Raw genomic sequence first — 17444 nt, 5'->3', positions numbered from 1 at the left:
CAAAAACCGTTTCCATCGGTCATGGACATGCTTTTGCTGGGCATGCTCTAATCGCCCTCTGCCGGCCGGTTGCGCAGAGCTTCGACCTCGGCTTCATCGATATGGCGGGCCGCATCGACCACCAGCAGGGGGACGCCTTTGCGGATGGGAAAAGCGTAACGGGCGACGATCGAGATCAGCTCGGTTCCATCCTTGGACAGCGTCAGCCGGGTCTTGGTCACCGGACAAACCAGCATTTCGATGGTCCGCGGGTCGAGCCGGTAGCGCGGATGATCGGCATCGCCGTGGGGCTGGCCGGGGGAAGGGCTCATTGCAGCACGACGCCCGAGCGCGCCCGCGCCATTTCCATTTCGGCCAGGGCCATGAGGGTTTCGGCGCGCTCGACCAGGGTCTTGGCTTCGAGCAGCGCCTGCTTTTCAAGCGGGCCGTAGGGTCCGAGCATGGCGGCAAGATTGATGAGTTCGCCGGTGCTCATCTCCTCGATTTCTTCCCAGTCCACCTCGATCTGCGCAAATTCGGCATAGCTGCGCAACACCGTGGTCAGCCGCTGGCGATCCACGGCCTCCTCGCCCAGATAGGGTGAAAAATCGGCGCTGAACGCCGATGTGTCGATGCGGGCCTGACGGTAGGGGGTGGCGGCGGTCAACTCCTCGGCCGGAGCAAAGCGGCACACGCCTTCGAGAATAATGAAATAGCGGTTTTCCGCCTGTTCCTCGAAATGGGTGATCCGCCCGATACAGCCGATCTTTTCCAGCGGCACCTGTCCGCGCGGCGCCTCCTCGGAGGTATCGCGGGGCTGGATGAGACCGATCATCCGGTTTCCGGCCAGCGCGTCATCGACCATGGCGACAAAGCGCGGCTCGAAAACATTGAGCGGGCGGTGTGTTCCGGGCAGCAGCAGGGCGCGGCTCAGGGGAAAAAGCGCGAGCATGTCCGGCAGTTCAGAAATCGAGGCCGGGCGGCGCATGGCAAATCCTTTAATCGTTGGGGTCAATCAGCGGAACAACAGGGAAGACAGCATACGGCGGCCCTTGAGCGTTGCGGGATCCTTGGCGCCCCAGGCTTCGAAGAATTCGAGCAGTTTTTTTCGCGCGCCATCCTCCTGCCAATCGCGATCGCGTTCCATGATGGCGATCAGGGCTTGAGCGGCCCCCAGGCGATCGCCCCTGGCATTGCGGATCATGGCGAGATCGAAGCGGGCCTGGTGATCGGCGGGGTTCGCCTCGATCCTGCGCTCGAGTTCGGCGGCATCGCCCAGCTTGGCCGCTTCCTCATCAAGGGCTATGGCCTTGATGAGGGCATCGGCTCCAGCATGGCTTTCCCCTTCGGGAAGCATGGAAAGCGTTTCGCGGGCGCCGTCGCTATCGCCGGTCTTGAACTGAACGGTGGCCACGCCGACCACGGCATCGACATTATCGGGGGCATGGCGCAGCACGGTGGCAAAGATCTGATAGGCGCGCTCGTAGTCCTCGGCTTCGAGTGCGGCCTGGGCGGCTTCCATCGCCGCTGCGACCTGGCTTTCGGCTTCCGAGGGGCCGCCGATGCCGGCGCGGCTGGCCATTTCGATGAGCTTGTTGGCAAAACGGGCCACTTCGCTTTCGGGCAGTGCGCCCATGAAGCCATCGACTGGACGGCCGCCGACAAAGCCGAAAACGGCGGGGATGGACTGCACGCCCATCTGGCCGGCGAGAGCCTGGTTCTCATCGACATTGATCTTGACCAGACCCACCTTGCCCTTGAGCGCGGTCACGACCTTTTCGAGGGCCGGGGTCAATTGCTTGCAGGGGCCGCACCAGGGAGCCCAGAAATCGACGAGGATCGGCCGGCTGAGCGAAGCTTCGAGCACGTCGGCCTGAAAGCGTGCTGTCGAAGACTCAACGATCAGCGAATCGTCGGTTTGCGTCTGGGCCTGGGAGGGATTGAGGCTTAAGTCCATGTTCTCGTGCCTTTGCTTGACGCTTTGGTTCGGAGCGTCGGACGTTGCTCGACCCTTACACCAAGCGGATCGCCGGTGCAAAAGCCCTGATCGGGCACAGTGATCGGCCCGGTTGAGACAACGTCTCGGGAACTGCAAAAATATGGGTTGCAATTGTCATTTCGGTTGGGCATATAGGCGCCCATCGCGGTGCCGCCAAGAGCGCACCGGGACTTGGAGTGCGGGCGTAGCTCAGGGGTAGAGCATAACCTTGCCAAGGTTAGGGTCGTGAGTTCGAATCTCATCGCCCGCTCCAATTTTCTCCCGCAAGGGAATGCGCAGGGGCCGGAAGGCTCCTTTGTCGTTTTTGCGGTCCGCTCATGGTGGTATGGCTCTGGCTCATGAAAGCGGAGCGAGATCATGGATGGAGCGTTGCGGACCGGGCCGGAGGGCTGGCACGGGGAGTGGGAGGAGCCCGACAGCGGCAGCGGGGTTTCGATCATTTTCAACCGCTCCGAGGCCATCGGATACGGGCCGCAGCTTCATACCCATCCTTATGCCGAAACTTTTATCGTGCGTTCCGGTACGGTGCGATTCACGCTCGGTGAAACGACCCATGTGGCCAAGGCCGGCAACATCGTGGTCGCGCCGGCAGGCGTGCCGCATCGGTTCGAAAATCTCGGGCCTGAGCCACTGGAGATGATCGACATCCATGCCAGCCCGAATTTTGTGACTGTCTGGCTCTAGAGCATTTCCGCTTTTCTCCGAATCGCTTCAATGCTCTAAGCGCTTGTTTTGTCGCGTGTCCGAACCGCAAAACCGTTTCCACTTTTGCTGGACACGCTCTAGAGGGGCGATGGGAAGATTTGCGCTCCAGGCTGGCTTGGGCTAGCAATCGCGGAGCGGCCGGTCGGCCGCGATCTCGATATTTCCGAGTCTGGATTCCATGGATTTTTCCACTCTGGCCCTGATCTTCGTCGCCGTCGGCGCGGGGGCGATCTCCAAGGGGGCGACCGGCATGGGCATGCCGCTCATCGCCATTCCCATCCTCGCCACCCTGTTCGGGCTGCAACATGCCATCGCCGTGCTGCTGGTGCCGGTGCTGGTCTCCAATGTCTACCAGATCTGGCGTTTCAAGCATGCGCGGCATGCCGACCGGCTGGGTTTTCTGGGGTTGATGCTCGTTTTCTGCGCGCTGGGGGTGGTCGGGGGGACATGGTTTCTGACCGCCGTGCCCGAACGCGGGCTGGCGCTGACGCTGGGGATATTGCTGTTGGCCTATCTCGGCCTGCGGCTTTCAAAGCCCCATTTCGCGATCAGCCAGGCGGCGGCGCGCCGCTGGGCGATTCCGGCCGGGCTCGGAGCGGGATTGCTGCATGGCTCCACGGGCATTTCGGCCCCGATCGGGGTGACCTTCATTCACGCCATGCGCCTGCCGCGCGAGCCGCTGGTTTTCGCGATTTCGGCCATGTTCCTGGTTCTGGCGCTGGTGCAGGCACCGGCGCTGTGGGTCGCGGGCGTGCTGCGGCCCGAATGGCTGCTGCAGGGTGTCTTTGCGCTGCTGCCGACTTTCCTTTTCATGCCCGTGGGGCAGTGGCTGGCCGCAAAACTTTCGGCGGAGGCGTTCGACAGGATGATCCTGATCTTTCTGGGCGTGATCGGGCTGAAAATGGTGCTCGGTCTCTAACGCCGTTCAGGATTTGATTTGCATCAAATCCTCGGCCCTGATCCTTGCATTGTCGCGTGTCCGAACCGCAAAACCGTTTCCATCCCCGGTCACGCCACGGACATGCTTTTGCTGGACACGCTCCAAACAAAAAGGGCGGCTCGAGCCGCCCTTTCGTTTTCTCGGGTGCTGCCGCCTTACGCGGCGACGAGATTGCGCAGCACGTAGTGCAGGATGCCGCCGTGGCGGTAATATTCGAGCTCGTCAAGGGTATCGATGCGCAGGAGCACCGGCACCATCTCCTTGCGGCCATCGGCGAAGGTGATGTCAAGTTCGAGGGTCTGGCGCGGCTCGATATCGGCAAGGCCACGGATCGAAACGGTTTCATCGCCGGTAATGCCCAGGCTCTGCCAGGAGGCGCCATCCTGGAACACCAGGGGCAGAACGCCCATGCCGACCAGATTGGAGCGGTGGATACGCTCGAAGCTCTGGGCGATCACGGCTTTCACACCAAGCAGGTTGGTGCCCTTGGCCGCCCAGTCGCGGGACGAGCCGGTGCCGTATTCCTTGCCGGCAAAGATCACCAGCGGGACCCCTTGCGCCTTGTATTCCATGGCCGCGTCATAGATCGGCACGGTTTCGCCCGCAGGCGACTTGGTGAAGCCGCCTTCGACACCGTCGAGCATCTGGTTCTTGATGCGGATATTGGCGAAGGTGCCGCGCATCATCACCTCATGATTGCCGCGGCGGGCACCATAGGAGTTGAAGTCGATGGGCTTGACCTGCCGTTCGACCAGATATTTGCCCGCCGGGGTGCCGGCCTTGAACGAGCCGGCCGGGGAGATGTGGTCGGTGGTGATCGAATCGAGGAACAGCGAGAGGACGCGGGCGCCTTCGATGTCGGTGATGGGCTTGGGGGTTAAGCTCATATCCTCGAAATAGGGCGGGTTCTGCACGTAAGTGGAGGACGAATTCCACTTATAGGTCTCCCCGCCATCGACCTTGATCTCCTGCCAGCGCTTGTCGCCCTTGAAGACATCGCCATAGCGGCGCTTGAACATGTCGACGGAAATGGCCGAGCGCAGCACTTCGGCGATTTCGGCCGAGGAGGGCCAGATATCCTTGAGATAGACCGGCTGGCCGTCGGACCCGGTACCGAGCGGTTCGGTGGTGATGTCGCGGGTCATCTTGCCGAGCAGGGAATAGGCGACGACCAGCGGAGGGGACGCCAGGTAGTTGGCGCGCACGTCGGGATTGACGCGGCCCTCGAAATTGCGGTTCCCCGAAAGCACCGAGACGGCGACCAGGTCGTTGTCGTTGATGCATTTGGAAATGTTGTCGTCGAGCGGCCCGGAATTGCCGATGCAGGTGGTGCAGCCATAGCCCACGGTGTTGAAGCCCATGGCGTCGAGGTCGGACTGCAGGCCGGATTTTTCCAGATATTCAGTCACCACCTGGGAGCCGGGGGCCAGCGAGGTCTTGACCCAGGGCTGGGGCTTTAGGCCCTTTTCGCGCGCCTTGCGGGCGACGAGCCCGGCAGCGATCAGCACCGAGGGGTTGGAGGTGTTGGTGCAGGAGGTGATGGCGGCGATCACCACATCGCCGTCGGCAATGCGAAAATCGGCGCCCTCGACGGCGTGGCCGTGCGTGTCGTTGTCCTCGGGGGTGTCGTGGACGCCGGTGGCGCCTTCATCGACATAGCGCGACTCGCCGCGCGATTCGGGCACGCTATTGGCTTTGCGGCCGCCGGCGATCTCATCGAGCGCCTTGACGAAGGCGGTCGAGGCATCGGAGAGCGCCACGCGGTCCTGCGGGCGCTTGGGGCCGGCAAGGGAGGGGACGACGGTGGAAAGATCGAGCTCGAGCGTGTCGGTGAAGACGGGGTCTTCGTCATTGTCGGCGCGGTACATGCCCTGGGCCTTGGCATAGGCTTCGACCAGCGCCACGCGATCGGGTTCGCGGCCCGAATCGTTGAGGTATTTGATGGTCTCGCGGTCGATGGGGAAGAAGCCGCAGGTGGCGCCGTATTCGGGGGCCATGTTGGCGATGGTCGCCTTGTCCTCGAGCGAGAGGTTGGAAAGGCCGGCGCCGTAGAACTCGACGAACTTGCCGACCACGCCCTTCTTGCGCAGCATTTCGGTGACGTGCAGCACAAGGTCGGTGGCGGTGGTGCCCTCGGGCAGCCTGCCGGTGAATTTAAAGCCGATAACTTCGGGGATCAGCATGGAGATGGGCTGGCCGAGCATTGCAGCTTCCGCTTCGATGCCGCCAACGCCCCAGCCGAGCACGGCAAGGCCGTTGACCATTGTGGTGTGGCTGTCGGTGCCCACCAGCGTATCGGGATAGGCGATTTCCTCGCCGTTCTCGGTTTTCGTCCAGACGGTCTGGGCGAGATATTCGAGGTTCACCTGGTGGCAGATGCCGGTGCCGGGAGGAACGACGCGGAAATTTTCGAAGGCCGACTGGCCCCAGCGCAGGAATTCGTAGCGCTCACCATTGCGCTCGTATTCGCGGGCGACGTTCTGCTCGAAGGCGGCGGGGGTGCCGAAATAATCAACCATCACCGAGTGGTCGATGACGAGGTCGACGGGGACGAGCGGATTGATCTTTTGCGGATCGGCGCCGAGCTTTGCGGTGGCGTCGCGCATGGCGGCGAGGTCGACGACGGCGGGAACGCCGGTGAAATCCTGCATCAGCACGCGGGCGGGACGGTAGGAAATCTCATGGCCGGCGCGGCCCCGGTCCTCGAGCCAGGCCTTGACCGCCTTGATGTCCTCGGCCTTGACCGTGCGGCCGTCTTCAAAGCGCAGGAGGTTTTCGAGGACCACCTTGAGCGAATGGGGGAGGCGGGATATGCCATCCAGGCCGTTCTTTTCGGCCTCGGCGAGCGAAAAGATCGTATAGGCCTTGTTTCCAACGGTGAGGTTCGTCTTGGCTTTAAAGCTATTGGATGTTTCGGTCACGCGAGCCGCCTTGTCTCAATAGGGTTGCGGGCGCCCCCGAATGAGACCGGGCCAAACGGCCAATCGCTTTGTTTTCATCGTCGGGCAAAAGCGGAAAAGAAACCGGTTTTCCGGGCCTGCTCAACGAACGCTGCAATGGCCACCGGCACGTCCGGAGGCATGAGGCAGGATAGAGTCGTCACGTCCCCCCGCCCAATTCGCCCTCTCTATAATGAATTCAATTTGCACTTGCCAGCCCGGACTTGGGTTCAATAGAGCTTTGGCATGACGAACCGAGGGCTTACTCGCATGCCGGACACGGGCCTGAGCGTCCACGCCCTCTCCATTGTGCGCGGCGGACGGCTGATCCTTTCTGACCTGAGCTTTGATATATCGTCCGGCGAGGCGTTGCTGCTGCGGGGCCCCAACGGGGCCGGGAAAAGCTCGGCATTGATGGCGCTCGCCGGTCTGCTCGCGCCCGAAACGGGCACCATTGCCTACCTTGGCCGTGATCCTGAGGCGTCGCCCCTGGCGCATCTCCATTATGTCGCGCATGCGCCGGCCATCAAATCGGGGCTGAGCGTTGCCGAGAATCTCAAGTTCTGGGCCGATACCCTTGGCGGAGGCGACGCCGATATCGGCGCGGCGCTGGAGGCAGCGGGGCTGGGTGGGCTCGGTTCGCTCGATGCGGGGCTGTTGTCGGCCGGCCAGACGCGGCGGCTGGCGCTAGCCCGGCTCGTCGCGGTTCCGCGCCCGCTCTGGCTCCTGGACGAACCCACCAGCGCACTCGATACGGCCGGAGCCGCTTGGGTCGGCGAACTTGTTTCCCGCCATATCGGCAATGGCGGGCTGGCGGTGATCGCCACCCATCTCGACATTGCACTGACCGGCAGGGTCGGAAGCCTGGTGCTGGGGAGCGGCGTACAATGAAAGCGTTCCTTGCCATCGTCTCGCGCGATCTGCGCCTGGCGCTGCGCCAGGGCGGCGACATCCTCACGCTCGTTCTCTTTTTTGTGATCGTGGGCGTTCTGATGCCGTTCGCCGTGGGGCCGGATCGTCCGCTCCTGGCCCAGCTCGCGCCGGCCATCATCTGGGTGGCTGCGCTTTTGGCACAGCTCTTGTCAAACGACAGGCTGTTCCGCACCGATTTCGAGGATGGAAGTCTTGCCGTCTTCCGCCATGCCGCTCTGCCGCTCGAAGCGGTGGTGGCGGCAAAGCTTGTGGCGCACTGGCTTTTGACCGGCCTGCCGCTGATCGTCGCCATGCCGATCCTGGCCCTGATGCTGGGGCTCGATGCGGAGCGGTTCTGGCTGGCGGCGGCCTCGCTGGGGTTGGGGACACCGGCGCTCGCCGCGTTCGGGGCGATCGGGGCGGCTGTGACAGTTGGCCTCAAGCGCGGGGGGCTTGTCGCCCCTGTTCTTGTCTTGCCGCTGAGCCTTCCTGTGCTTATTTTCGGGGCCGGCGCCTTCGATGTGGCGCGGCTGGGCGGATCGTCCCAGGCGCTGCTGCTGCTCGCGGCGCTGAGTCTTTTGAGTATCGCGCTTGCCCCGTTTGCTGCGGCGCTGGCGCTCAGGATTTCCGGGGAATAGATGGCCCAGACGCAGCCCAAACCCGCCGAACCGGGCTGGTTCACCCGTATCGCCCATCCGGGCATGTTCATGGGATGGACCCGCCATATCGTTTGGCCCCTTGCCACGATCACCGCGATCGCCTTTGTGATAGGGCTTTACTTTTCCTTTTTCGCTTCGCCCGCCGACTACCAGATGGGTGACACCGTGCGCATGATGTATGTGCATGTGCCCACGGCCTGGCTCAGCCAGTTCTGCTATGCGGTGATGTTCTGTTCGGCCATCGGCACGCTGGTCTGGCGCCATCCCATGGCCGATGTGAGCCAGAAGGCCGCCGCCCCGCTCGGCGCCGCCTTTACCGCCCTGGCGCTGTTCACCGGCTCGATGTGGGGCCGGCCCACCTGGGGCACGTTCTGGGAATGGGACGGGCGCATGACATCGACCCTGGTGCTGCTCTTTATCTATCTCGGTTTGATCGCGCTCTGGCGGGCATTCGACGATCAGCTCAAGGCGGCGCGCATCGTTGCGGTGCTGACGCTGGTGGGCGCCATCAATATCCCGATCATCAAATTCTCGGTCGATTGGTGGCAGACCCTGCACCAGCCGGCCTCGGTGTTCCGTGCGGACGGGCCGACCATGGATGGATCGATGCTGGCCCCCCTGCTGATCATGACCGTCGCCTTCTCGCTGTTGTTTCTGACGCTCCATCTGGTGCGCATGCGCACCGAGGTCACCAAACGCCGCATCCGGTCGCTCGAACTGGCGCAGGCTCGTGCCGCGGGAGGCGCCGCATGATCGCGCTTGGAGAGCATTGGGAATTCATCGCCGCCGCCTATCTGGGCACGATCGTCGTGGTCGGGGGCGTGATCGGCTGGACAGCGATTTCGGCCCGTTCCGCCAAGGCGCGGGTTGAAGCGCTCGAAGCGGCGCGGCAGGCGCGCAGGGCGAAATGAAACCTTCGGTGCGCATCGGCCTCGCGGTTCTGCCGCTGGTGGTGCTGGTCGGCCTTATCGCCGTCTTTGCCACCCAAATGGGCCGTTCGACGAGCTTTGTGCCTTCGGCCCTGATCGACAGGCCGGTGCCCAGCTTCGATCTGGCAGCCATCGAAGGCCATGACCAGCCGGGTTTTGCCACGGCGGACATGGCCGGCAATGGCGTCGTCGTCGTCAACGTCTTTGCGTCCTGGTGTGTCCCATGCCGGGCCGAGCATCCCCTGCTCATGGACCTTGCGGATCGCGATGTGGCGCTTTTCGGCATCAATTATGACGACCCGGCGGAAAACGCACGGGCGTTCCTGGCCGAACTCGGCAATCCTTACGATCGGATCGGTGCGGATCGCGACCGGCGGGTCGGCATCGAATGGGGCGTCTACGGGGTGCCTGAAACCTTTGTCGTCGACAATGAAGGCACGATCCGGTTCAAGCATACCGGACCGCTCGATGCCGATAGCTATGAGAATGTGCTGCTTCCCGCCATCGAAGCGGCTCGCGAGCCGGCCTAGCTACATCTCGGTCTGAGCGGCTTGGGCGGCCGTTTCCACCGGGCTGGGTGTGTCCTCGCGCGGAGCATATCTGGTGAGCAGCGGGAGCTGGCTCATGGCAAAGATCATGGTCAGCGGCATGATGCCCCAGACCTTGAAGGCCACCCAGAAATCGTCGGAAAAATTGCGCCAGACGATTTCGTTGAGCGCGGCGAGGACGAAGAAGAACACGCCCCAGCGCAAGGTCATCAGATACCAGCCGCGCTCCTGGAGCTTGTAAACCTCGCCAAAGACGTAGCGCAGCAGCGACTGGCCGAAGACCAGCCCACCCAGGAGCACCGAGCCGAACAACACGTTTGTGATGGTGGGCTTTAATTTGATGAACAGGGCGTCCTGGAAATAGAGCGTCATGCCGCCGAAGACGAGAACCACGACACCGGTGACCAGCGGCATGACGGGGATGCGCTTCAAGATCATCTTGGAGAGCACCAGCGAGATCGCCATGGCGACCATGAACACGGCGGTGGCAAAGATGATCGGCTGGGCGAACCAGGTCCCGAGCACCGGAAAGGCCTCCATGATCCGCTCGCCCTGCGCGTTGACGATGAAGAAGGCCACGAGCGGTCCCAATTCGAGTGCCAGCTTGGTGAGCGCGGGCTTGAGATCCTGAAGATCGGCTTGGGCGGTTTCCGGCTGGGTTTGGGCCATTTCTTGTTACTCCCTGCCCGCGATGGCGCGGGCGAAATCGGCGGCGCTGAAGGGTTCGAGATCGCCGATGGATTCGCCAACGCCGATGAAATGGATCGGCAGGCCGAATTTCCTGGCGATGGCAACAAGGATGCCGCCGCGCGCCGTTCCATCGAGCTTGGTCATCACGAGCCCCGTGACACCGGCTTTCTGCCCGAAGATTTCGACCTGATTAAGGGCATTCTGTCCTGTCGTCGCATCGAGGGTCAGAAGCGTTGCATGGGGGGCGGTGGCGTCACGCTTTTTGATGACCCTGATGATCTTTTCAAGCTCGTCCATCAATTCGGACCGGTTCTGCAAGCGTCCGGCGGTATCGATGATCACGATATCGGTGCCGGTTTCCTGCGCCTTGGCCACGGCATCGAAGGCCAGCCCCGAGGCATCGGCGCCGGTGGGGCGCGTCAAAACCTCGACGTCGTTGCGCTGCCCCCAGACCTGGAGCTGTTCGACGGCGGCGGCTCGGAAGGTGTCGCCGGCGGCGAGCAGGACGGATCTGCCCTCGGCCTTGTATTTGGCCGTGAGTTTGCCGATCGTCGTCGTCTTGCCAGAACCGTTGACCCCGACCATGAGGATCACGAAAGGCTTCTTGCCCGGATCGATGGCGAGAGGCTCGGCCACGGGCCCGAGGACGGATTCAACTTCCGCCGCCAGAACCTCGCGCACGTCGTCGGTGGAGATATCCTTGTCGAACTTTTCGGCCCGCAGCCTGTCGGTGATCGCCATGGCCGTGTCGATCCCCAAATCGGCGGCGATCAGCGTATCCTCGAGGTCCTGCAGCGTTGCCTCATCGAGCCGGCGCTTGGTGAAGATCGCACCGATCGAATTGGAGAGATTGTCCGACGAGCGCTTGAGCCCGTCGCTCAGCCGCTGGAACCAGTTCCTGGGCTTTTCCGCCTGTCCGGGCGCAGGCGGGGCGGGCTCAGGCTCGGAACCTTCCGCCGGGGCTTCGGGATCGCCCGTGATTTCATCCTCAATGGCGTCGGGATGCTCGAGGGGGTCGGTGACATCTTCAGGCGTCGGGGGTTCGCGCTCGGGCGCGCCGGGGTGGCCTTTTTCAACCCACTCCACCTGCATTTCGGGTGGAGCGGCATCGCGGCTGTCTTGATCGTCAGCAGGAGGGGTGGGCTCGGCCGGCGCTTGCGTGCGGCCGAGCATACGATCCCAGAGCGAGGGCTTTTTGTTTTCGGCCATGCCTATCCGTTGTCTTTGTTGCGCCGGTCGTTCTGTTCGGCGGCGCGCTCGAGTTTGTCCTTGCCCGTTTCGGGCTCATCGCCATCGCGTCTCTCCCGATGCGTGGCGCTGCGCTCGAGAGCCCGTTTGGTTTCGGACGTCTCGTCTTTGTCGCGCTCGGTCTTGAACATGTCCTTGGCGGTCTGGGGCGGGAGCTTGGTGCTCATGCTGCTTGCCTTTCGGGCTCTCCGACGAGCCCGGCCGCATCGGTGCCGCTGATCGAAGTGGAAATGATCTCGCCGGGCTTACCCGCGGAAAGCTGTACGGGCACGAACTGTTCCGTGCGGCCCATGCCTTCGCGCTCGATCAGCACGTTTTCGCGCCGTCCGATGCGCGAGGCGCAAAGCTTTGCGAACTGTTCTTCGCCCAGGGCGCGCAGCCGCGCGGCGCGCTCGCGCGCCACCCGCTTTGCGACCTGGGGCATGCGCGCCGCCGGGGTGCCCTCGCGCGGCGAATAGGGGAAGACATGCAGATAGGTGAGATCGGCTTCGAAAACGAAGCGATAAGTGTTTTCGAACATCTCGTCGGTTTCGGTCGGGAAACCGGCGATGATATCGGCGCCGAACACCATGTCGGGGCGCAAGCCGCGCAGCTTTTCGACGATGTCGAGCGCGTCGGCGCGCGAATGGCGGCGCTTCATGCGCTTTAAAATCAAGTCGTCGCCCGATTGCAGCGACAGATGCAAATGCGGCATCAGGCGGGGATCGCTCACGGCCTCATAGAGCGCCGGATCGGCTTCTATGGAATCGATCGAGGAGATGCGCAGGCGGGGCAGGGCGGGGACGTGCTTCAAAATCGCCTGGGTGAGCTTGCCGAGCGTCGGCGCGCCGGGCAGATCGCCGCCATAAGAGGTGATGTCCACGCCGGTCAGCACGATTTCGGCATAGCCGTTGTCGCAGAGCCGCTTGATCTGGTCGACGACCACGCCCATGGGCACCGAGCGCGACGGGCCGCGCCCATAGGGGATGATACAAAAGGTGCAGCGGTGATCGCAGCCGTTCTGGACCTGGACGAAAGCGCGGGCCCGGCCGTCCAGCCCATCGATCAGGTGGCCGGCGGTTTCGGTCACGCTCATGATGTCGTTGACCTGCACCTTGTCGTTGAGGGGCACCCCGAAGGCGATGGGCTGGTAGCTCTCGGCTTTGAGCTTGTCGTTGTTGCCGATCACCAGGTCCACTTCGGCCATGTCGCCGAAATCGCGCGCCTGGGTCTGCGCGGCGCAGCCGGTGACGATAATCCTGGCCTCCGGGTTGTCGCGGCGGGCCTTTCTGATGGTCTGCTTGGCCTGCCGCACCGCCTCGGCGGTCACCGCGCAGGTGTTGACGATGATGGCGTCGGTCAGCCCCGACTTTGCCGCCTCGGCCTTCATGACCTCCGATTCATAGGCGTTGAGCCGGCACCCGAAGATGATGGTTTCGATGCTCATGCGGCGTTCTCTCCAAGGAGAGCGGCTGGAACCACGCCCTCGCCGTCGAGGGTCCAGGGCCCGGTCATGAGGATATGATCGTCCGAAGCGCGCCATTCGATATCGAGCGGGCCGCCGGGAAGTTCGATCGTGACCTTGCGCCCGGTCAGCCCCTTGCGCGCGGCTGCGACGGCGGTGGCGCAGGCAGCGGTGCCGCAGGCCAGCGTCAGCCCGGCGCCGCGCTCCCAGACCTTGATCTTGATGCTCTCATCCGAAAGCACCTGGGCGATGGTGATGTTGGCGCGTTCGGGAAAGAGGGGATGGTTTTCCAGCATGGGGCCGAACTTGGCAAGGTCGTGGGCCTCAAGATCATCGACCCAGAAGATTGCGTGCGGGTTGCCGACATTGACCACCGAAGGGGTATGCAGCACCGGCGCATCGATCGGCCCGACCTGCAGCTCGATCCCCGTGGTGTCGGCGAAGGGCTCGGCGAGCGGGATCTGGTCCCAGGCGAAACGGGGGGCGCCCATATCGGCGGTAACGAGATCGCCATCGATGCGGGTCGCTATGATGCCGGCATTGGTGCGGATGGTGACTGCATCCTTGCCGGTTTCTCCGGCCACCAAGGCGGCGATACAGCGCGTGGCGTTGCCGCAGGCGGCGACCTCGCCGCCCTCGGCATTGTAGATGCGCATGAAGACGTCGACGCCTTGGGTGCCGTCATTTTCCATGATGATGAGCTGGTCGCAGCCAATGCCCTTTGCCCGGTCGGAAATGCCGATAACCTCTTGGCGCGACAGGGCAATTTTCTTGTCTCGCGCATCAAGGACGACGAAGTCGTTTCCAAGGCCATTCATCTTGAGATAGGGCAGCGGCGCGGTCATGGCAGGGTTTTGGGCTCGGGTTTACTGTGCGTATCGGCCTATATGGCGCAAAAGCATTGAGATTTCCACCTTTGCGCCTGCCGCCGCGGCAATTGACTCTTGCACCCCTCGCCCGTATAAGCCACCCGACCTTCTGTCAGAAACGATGGAATATAGAGTCACTAGGCTGCCCGAGAGGCATCCGGTCAACACCCGTCAGCGCGTTGCGCCCGCGGGTGCGCTTTGCATTTGACCGCATGTGACCCATATTCCGGTCACCGCTGACACGAGATAAATGAGCGAAACCTATGTTTGAAAGCCTGTCAGACCGCTTGGGCAAGATCTTTTCCGGGATCACCGGGAGAGGTGCGCTCAGCGAAGCCGATGTGCAAGCCGCGCTGCGTGAAGTTCGCCGCGCGCTGATCGAGGCCGACGTTTCGCTCGAAGTGGTGCGGGCCTTTACCGAGCAGGTGGGCCAGCGCGCCGTGGGCGCGGAAGTCACCCGTTCGGTCAAGCCCGGCCAGCAGGTGATCAAGATCGTCCATGACGAACTTGTCGCCGTCTTGGGCGAAGAGGCGGTGCCGATTTCGCTCAATGCGCCCGCTCCGGTGCCGATCCTGATGGTCGGCCTGCAGGGCTCGGGCAAGACCACGACCACCGGCAAGATCGCCAAGCGGCTGAAAGACAAGCAGAACAAGCGCGTCCTGCTCGCCTCCCTCGATACGCGCCGCCCGGCGGCTATGGAGCAATTGAAGACGCTGGGTGGCCAGATCGGGGTCGATGTTCTCGAAATTATCCCCGGCCAATCGGCGGTCGAGATCGCCAAACGCGCCATTTCGAGCGCGAAAACCGGCGGCTACGACGTGGTGATGCTCGATACCGCGGGCCGCACCCATATCGACGAAGAATTGATGGAAGAGACCGCCGAGATCAAGCGCGTCTCCAATCCGCATGAAATCCTGCTCGTCGCAGACAGCCTCACCGGTCAGGATGCCGTCAATCTGGCCCGCTCGTTCGACCAGCGCGTCGATGTCACCGGTATCGTCCTCACCCGCGTGGATGGTGACGGGCGCGGCGGCGCGGCGCTCTCGATGCGGGCTGCGACCGGCAAGCCGATCAAGCTGATCGGTGTCGGCGAAAAGATGGATGCGCTTGAAGATTTCCATCCCAAGCGCATCGCCGACCGGATCCTGGGCATGGGCGACATCGTCTCGCTGGTGGAAAAAGCCGCCGCGACGGTTTCGGCCGAAGATGCCCAGAAGATGGCCAAGAAGATGAAGAAGGGTCAGTTCGACCTGGACGATCTCAAAGGCCAGCTCGAGCAGATGAAGAAGATGGGCGGCATGGCCTCGCTCATGAAGATGATGCCGGGCATGGGCCAGATGGCCAAGAACCTGCCCGAGGGCAAGATGGGCGACAAGATGTTCGATCGTCAGATCGCCATCATCCAGTCGATGACCAAAAAGGAACGGGAAAAGCCCGATCTTTTGAACGCCTCGCGCCGCAAGCGCATCGCTGCCGGCGCCGGGGTGGAAGTGTCGGAAATCAACAAGCTCATCAAGATGCACCGCCAGATGGCGGACATGATGAAAAAGGTTTCCCGCGGCGGTGCCGGCGGGCTGGCCAACATGTTCGGCGGCATGGGCAAGAAAATGATGGGCGGCATGCCCGACATGGACCCGGCCCAGATCGAGCAGATGGCAAAGCAGATGGGAGGCGATCCCTCCAAGCTGCCCGATGATTTTTCCAAACTCGTCAAGCAGGGGGGCGGAGGCGGATTGCCCGGCCTTCCCGGCCTTGGCGGTTCGAGTTTCCCGGGGCTCCCGGGACTGCCCGGAAAAAAGAAGTAACCCTTAGATCAACTCTTAAAAACTGAAAGACCAATCATGGCTATCAAGATCCGCCTGGCTCGCGCCGGCTCCAAGAAGCGCCCCTACTACCACGTCGTCGTTGCCGATGCCCGTTCGCCGCGCGATGGCCGCGTGATCGAGCGTATCGGTTCGTACAATCCGATGCTCGAAAAGGGCGACGAAAAGCGCGTGGTGATCGATACCGATCGCGCCACCCACTGGCTCAAGAACGGCGCGCAGCCGACCGACCGCGTGGAACGCTTCCTCGATGCCGCCGGCCTTCTGAAGCGCGAAGCGCGCAACAACCCCAACAAGGGCAAGCCCGGCGCCAAGGCGCTTGAGCGCGCCGAAGAAAAGCGCGCCGCCGAAGAAGCCGCCAAGGAAGCCGCAGCTGCTCCGGCCGAAGAAGCCCCGGCTGAAGAAGCTCCCGCCGAGTAAGACAAGGTGGCCGGGCCAAACCAGCCTGACACCCGCATTCTCATGGGCCGCATCGGTGCGGCCCATGGGATCAAGGGGGAGGTGCGCATAACAGCGTTCACCGAAGACCCCTTGGCTATTGCCGACTATGATCCGCTTCAAACCGACCGCAAGGGCCTTTCGGTTTCCATCGCCAAGGCGCGGGTCGCCAAGAACGTGGTGATCGCCACGCTCAAGGGGGTAACCGACCGCAACGAGGCCGAAAAGCTCAATGGCGTCTCGCTCTATGTGAATCGCGAGCAGCTCGAGGCGCCCGACGAAGACGAATTCTACCATGCCGACCTGATCGGGCTCGAGGTGCGCCACGGCGACGGGACCGTGCTGGGCACCATTTCGACGATCGAGAATTTCGGCTCCGACGACCTTTTGGACGTGCGGCTGGCGGGCACGCGGAAATCGGTTTACCTTCCCTTTACCAAGGCCGTGGTGCCCGAACTCCATATTTCCGAGGGCTATGTCGTCGCCGTTCCGCCCGAGGGCTGGCTCGAAGATGCCCCGCGCGATCCGGAGGATCGTGATCCGGACGAAGCGCAATGAGTTTCCGCGCTTCGGTCATAACGCTGTTCCCCGATCTGTTTCCCGGACCGCTCGGCGCTTCGGTGATCGGACGGGGAATCGAGAATGGCGCCTGGTCGCTCGATACTCATTTCCTGCGCAATTACGCCGCCGACAAGCATCGCACCGTCGATGACACACCGTCCGGCGGCGGAGCGGGCATGGTCCTGCGCGCCGACATCCTCGGCGCTGCGCTTGATGATGTAGCGCCGTCCGAAGACCCGAGGCCTAAAATCCTCATGAGCCCCAGAGGGAAGCCGCTGACCCAGAAGCGGGTGCGCGAGCTTGCGGCCGGGCCGGGAGCGGTGATCGTCTGCGGGCGGTTCGAGGGCGTGGACCAGCGGGTGATCGAAGCGCGCGAGCTCGAAGAAATCTCCATCGGCGATTATGTCCTGGCAGGCGGCGAAGTGGCCGCAATGGTGCTGCTCGAAGCGGTTGTACGGCTGTTGCCGGGGGTGCTCGGAGCCGCCGAGAGTCATGCGGACGAGAGTTTTGAGAACGGGCTGCTCGAATATCCGCAATATACAAGGCCGCAGGTTTTCGAAGGCCGCGAAATTCCTGCGGTCCTCACCTCGGGCGATCACGGCCGGATCGAGAAATGGCGGCGCGAGCAGTCCGAAGCGCTGACGCGCGAGCGCCGGCCCGATCTTTGGGCCCGCATGGTCGAGAAGCCCTAGACTCTTGGTCGTTTCGCGTGTATAGCCGCGCTCGACTTTGTCGGGATATATCCCGATCCGTCCAAACAA

20 protein-coding genes and 1 tRNA gene are annotated in these 17444 nt (G+C 63.0%); 12 read left to right on the top strand and 9 right to left on the bottom strand.

Annotation, left to right across the window (positions count from 1 at the left end):
- Positions 1-47: 47 nt before the first annotated feature.
- Genes NO932_RS19035 through NO932_RS19025 form a run of 3 tightly spaced genes read right to left on the bottom strand, consistent with a single transcriptional unit; the run spans position 48 to position 1936 of the window.
- Positions 48-311 (bottom strand): Trm112 family protein, encoded by a 264-nt coding sequence (locus NO932_RS19035; protein WP_309163517.1) that lies wholly within the window; start codon positions 309-311, stop codon positions 48-50.
- Positions 308-967, bottom strand: a complete 660-nt coding sequence (locus tag NO932_RS19030; RefSeq protein ID WP_309208942.1) for an LON peptidase substrate-binding domain-containing protein — start codon at positions 965-967, stop codon at positions 308-310. The genes NO932_RS19035 and NO932_RS19030 overlap by 4 nt, the downstream gene beginning before the upstream one ends.
- A 27-nt stretch (positions 968-994) precedes the next feature.
- Positions 995-1936 (bottom strand): co-chaperone YbbN, encoded by a 942-nt coding sequence (locus NO932_RS19025; protein WP_309208940.1) that lies wholly within the window; start codon positions 1934-1936, stop codon positions 995-997.
- 220 nt (positions 1937-2156) lie between these two features.
- Here NO932_RS19025 and NO932_RS19020 point away from each other — a divergent pair.
- The 3 genes from NO932_RS19020 to NO932_RS19010 all read left to right on the top strand — a co-directional run bounded on the left by NO932_RS19020 (position 2157) and on the right by NO932_RS19010 (position 3602).
- Positions 2157-2231, top strand: a tRNA-Gly gene (locus NO932_RS19020).
- Positions 2232-2335: 104 nt separating this feature from the next.
- Entirely contained in the window at positions 2336-2662 is a 327-nt protein-coding gene (locus NO932_RS19015) for a cupin domain-containing protein (RefSeq protein WP_309208939.1), read from the top strand.
- 199 nt (positions 2663-2861) lie between these two features.
- The gene (locus NO932_RS19010; protein WP_309208938.1) at positions 2862-3602 is read left to right on the top strand and encodes a sulfite exporter TauE/SafE family protein; all 741 of its coding nucleotides are present in this window, start codon (positions 2862-2864) and stop codon (positions 3600-3602) included.
- 176 nt (positions 3603-3778) lie between these two features.
- Here NO932_RS19010 and acnA read toward each other — a convergent pair whose 3' ends face one another.
- Positions 3779-6544, bottom strand: coding sequence for an aconitate hydratase AcnA (gene acnA, locus NO932_RS19005; protein WP_309208937.1), 2766 nt, complete (start codon positions 6542-6544; stop codon positions 3779-3781).
- 288 nt (positions 6545-6832) lie between these two features.
- On the opposite strand from acnA, the gene ccmA reads away from it, so the two are divergent.
- Genes ccmA through NO932_RS18980 form a run of 5 tightly spaced genes read left to right on the top strand, consistent with a single transcriptional unit; the run spans position 6833 to position 9592 of the window.
- Positions 6833-7453 carry a heme ABC exporter ATP-binding protein CcmA gene (ccmA, locus tag NO932_RS19000; protein ID WP_309208936.1) on the top strand — a complete coding sequence of 207 codons (621 nt, stop codon included), beginning with the start codon at positions 6833-6835 and terminating at the stop codon, positions 7451-7453.
- Positions 7450-8112 carry a heme exporter protein CcmB gene (ccmB, locus tag NO932_RS18995; RefSeq protein WP_309208935.1) on the top strand — a complete coding sequence of 221 codons (663 nt, stop codon included), beginning with the start codon at positions 7450-7452 and terminating at the stop codon, positions 8110-8112. Before ccmA ends, ccmB begins: the two co-directional genes overlap by 4 nt.
- Complete coding sequence (locus NO932_RS18990; protein ID WP_309208934.1) at positions 8113-8886, top strand: heme ABC transporter permease; 774 nt, start codon at positions 8113-8115, stop codon at positions 8884-8886.
- Positions 8883-9044: a heme exporter protein CcmD gene (gene ccmD, locus NO932_RS18985; protein ID WP_309208933.1), complete on the top strand. Its 162-nt coding sequence runs from the start codon at positions 8883-8885 to the stop codon at positions 9042-9044. The genes NO932_RS18990 and ccmD overlap by 4 nt, the downstream gene beginning before the upstream one ends.
- Entirely contained in the window at positions 9041-9592 is a 552-nt protein-coding gene (locus NO932_RS18980; protein WP_309208932.1) for a DsbE family thiol:disulfide interchange protein, read from the top strand. Before ccmD ends, NO932_RS18980 begins: the two co-directional genes overlap by 4 nt.
- Here NO932_RS18980 and NO932_RS18975 read toward each other — a convergent pair whose 3' ends face one another.
- From NO932_RS18975 to dapF, 5 genes are read right to left on the bottom strand one after another with little or no spacing between them, the layout of a single operon-like run.
- Positions 9593-10279 carry a septation protein A gene (locus NO932_RS18975; RefSeq protein WP_309208931.1) on the bottom strand — a complete coding sequence of 229 codons (687 nt, stop codon included), beginning with the start codon at positions 10277-10279 and terminating at the stop codon, positions 9593-9595. It abuts the gene before it with no gap.
- Positions 10280-10285: 6 nt separating this feature from the next.
- Positions 10286-11509, bottom strand: a complete 1224-nt coding sequence (gene ftsY / locus NO932_RS18970; RefSeq protein ID WP_309208930.1) for a signal recognition particle-docking protein FtsY — start codon at positions 11507-11509, stop codon at positions 10286-10288.
- Between the two features lie 2 nt (positions 11510-11511).
- Positions 11512-11715 carry a hypothetical protein gene (locus NO932_RS18965; RefSeq protein WP_309208929.1) on the bottom strand — a complete coding sequence of 68 codons (204 nt, stop codon included), beginning with the start codon at positions 11713-11715 and terminating at the stop codon, positions 11512-11514.
- Positions 11712-12974, bottom strand: a complete 1263-nt coding sequence (mtaB, locus tag NO932_RS18960; RefSeq protein WP_309208928.1) for a tRNA (N(6)-L-threonylcarbamoyladenosine(37)-C(2))-methylthiotransferase MtaB — start codon at positions 12972-12974, stop codon at positions 11712-11714. The genes NO932_RS18965 and mtaB overlap by 4 nt, the downstream gene beginning before the upstream one ends.
- Positions 12971-13837: a diaminopimelate epimerase gene (gene dapF / locus NO932_RS18955; RefSeq protein ID WP_309208927.1), complete on the bottom strand. Its 867-nt coding sequence runs from the start codon at positions 13835-13837 to the stop codon at positions 12971-12973. The genes mtaB and dapF overlap by 4 nt, the downstream gene beginning before the upstream one ends.
- Before the next feature lie 287 nt (positions 13838-14124).
- Between dapF and ffh the strand changes: the two genes are divergently transcribed.
- Genes ffh through trmD form a run of 4 tightly spaced genes read left to right on the top strand, consistent with a single transcriptional unit; the run spans position 14125 to position 17375 of the window.
- Positions 14125-15666: a signal recognition particle protein gene (ffh, locus tag NO932_RS18950; RefSeq protein ID WP_309163536.1), complete on the top strand. Its 1542-nt coding sequence runs from the start codon at positions 14125-14127 to the stop codon at positions 15664-15666.
- A gap of 36 nt (positions 15667-15702) precedes the next feature.
- Positions 15703-16104: a 30S ribosomal protein S16 gene (rpsP, locus tag NO932_RS18945; RefSeq protein ID WP_309163537.1), complete on the top strand. Its 402-nt coding sequence runs from the start codon at positions 15703-15705 to the stop codon at positions 16102-16104.
- A 6-nt stretch (positions 16105-16110) separates the two neighbouring features.
- Positions 16111-16680, top strand: a complete 570-nt coding sequence (gene rimM, locus NO932_RS18940) for a ribosome maturation factor RimM (protein ID WP_309208926.1) — start codon at positions 16111-16113, stop codon at positions 16678-16680.
- Positions 16677-17375 (top strand): tRNA (guanosine(37)-N1)-methyltransferase TrmD, encoded by a 699-nt coding sequence (gene trmD, locus NO932_RS18935; RefSeq protein ID WP_309208925.1) that lies wholly within the window; start codon positions 16677-16679, stop codon positions 17373-17375. Before rimM ends, trmD begins: the two co-directional genes overlap by 4 nt.
- The last annotated feature ends 69 nt before the right edge of the window (positions 17376-17444 follow it).

It is taken from the genome of Pelagibacterium sp. 26DY04 (assembly GCF_031202305.1).
Taxonomy (GTDB): Bacteria; Pseudomonadota; Alphaproteobacteria; order Rhizobiales; family Devosiaceae; genus Pelagibacterium.
The sequence above is the reverse complement of the archived record's forward strand: the minus strand, read 5'-3'. Positions and strand labels throughout refer to the sequence as shown.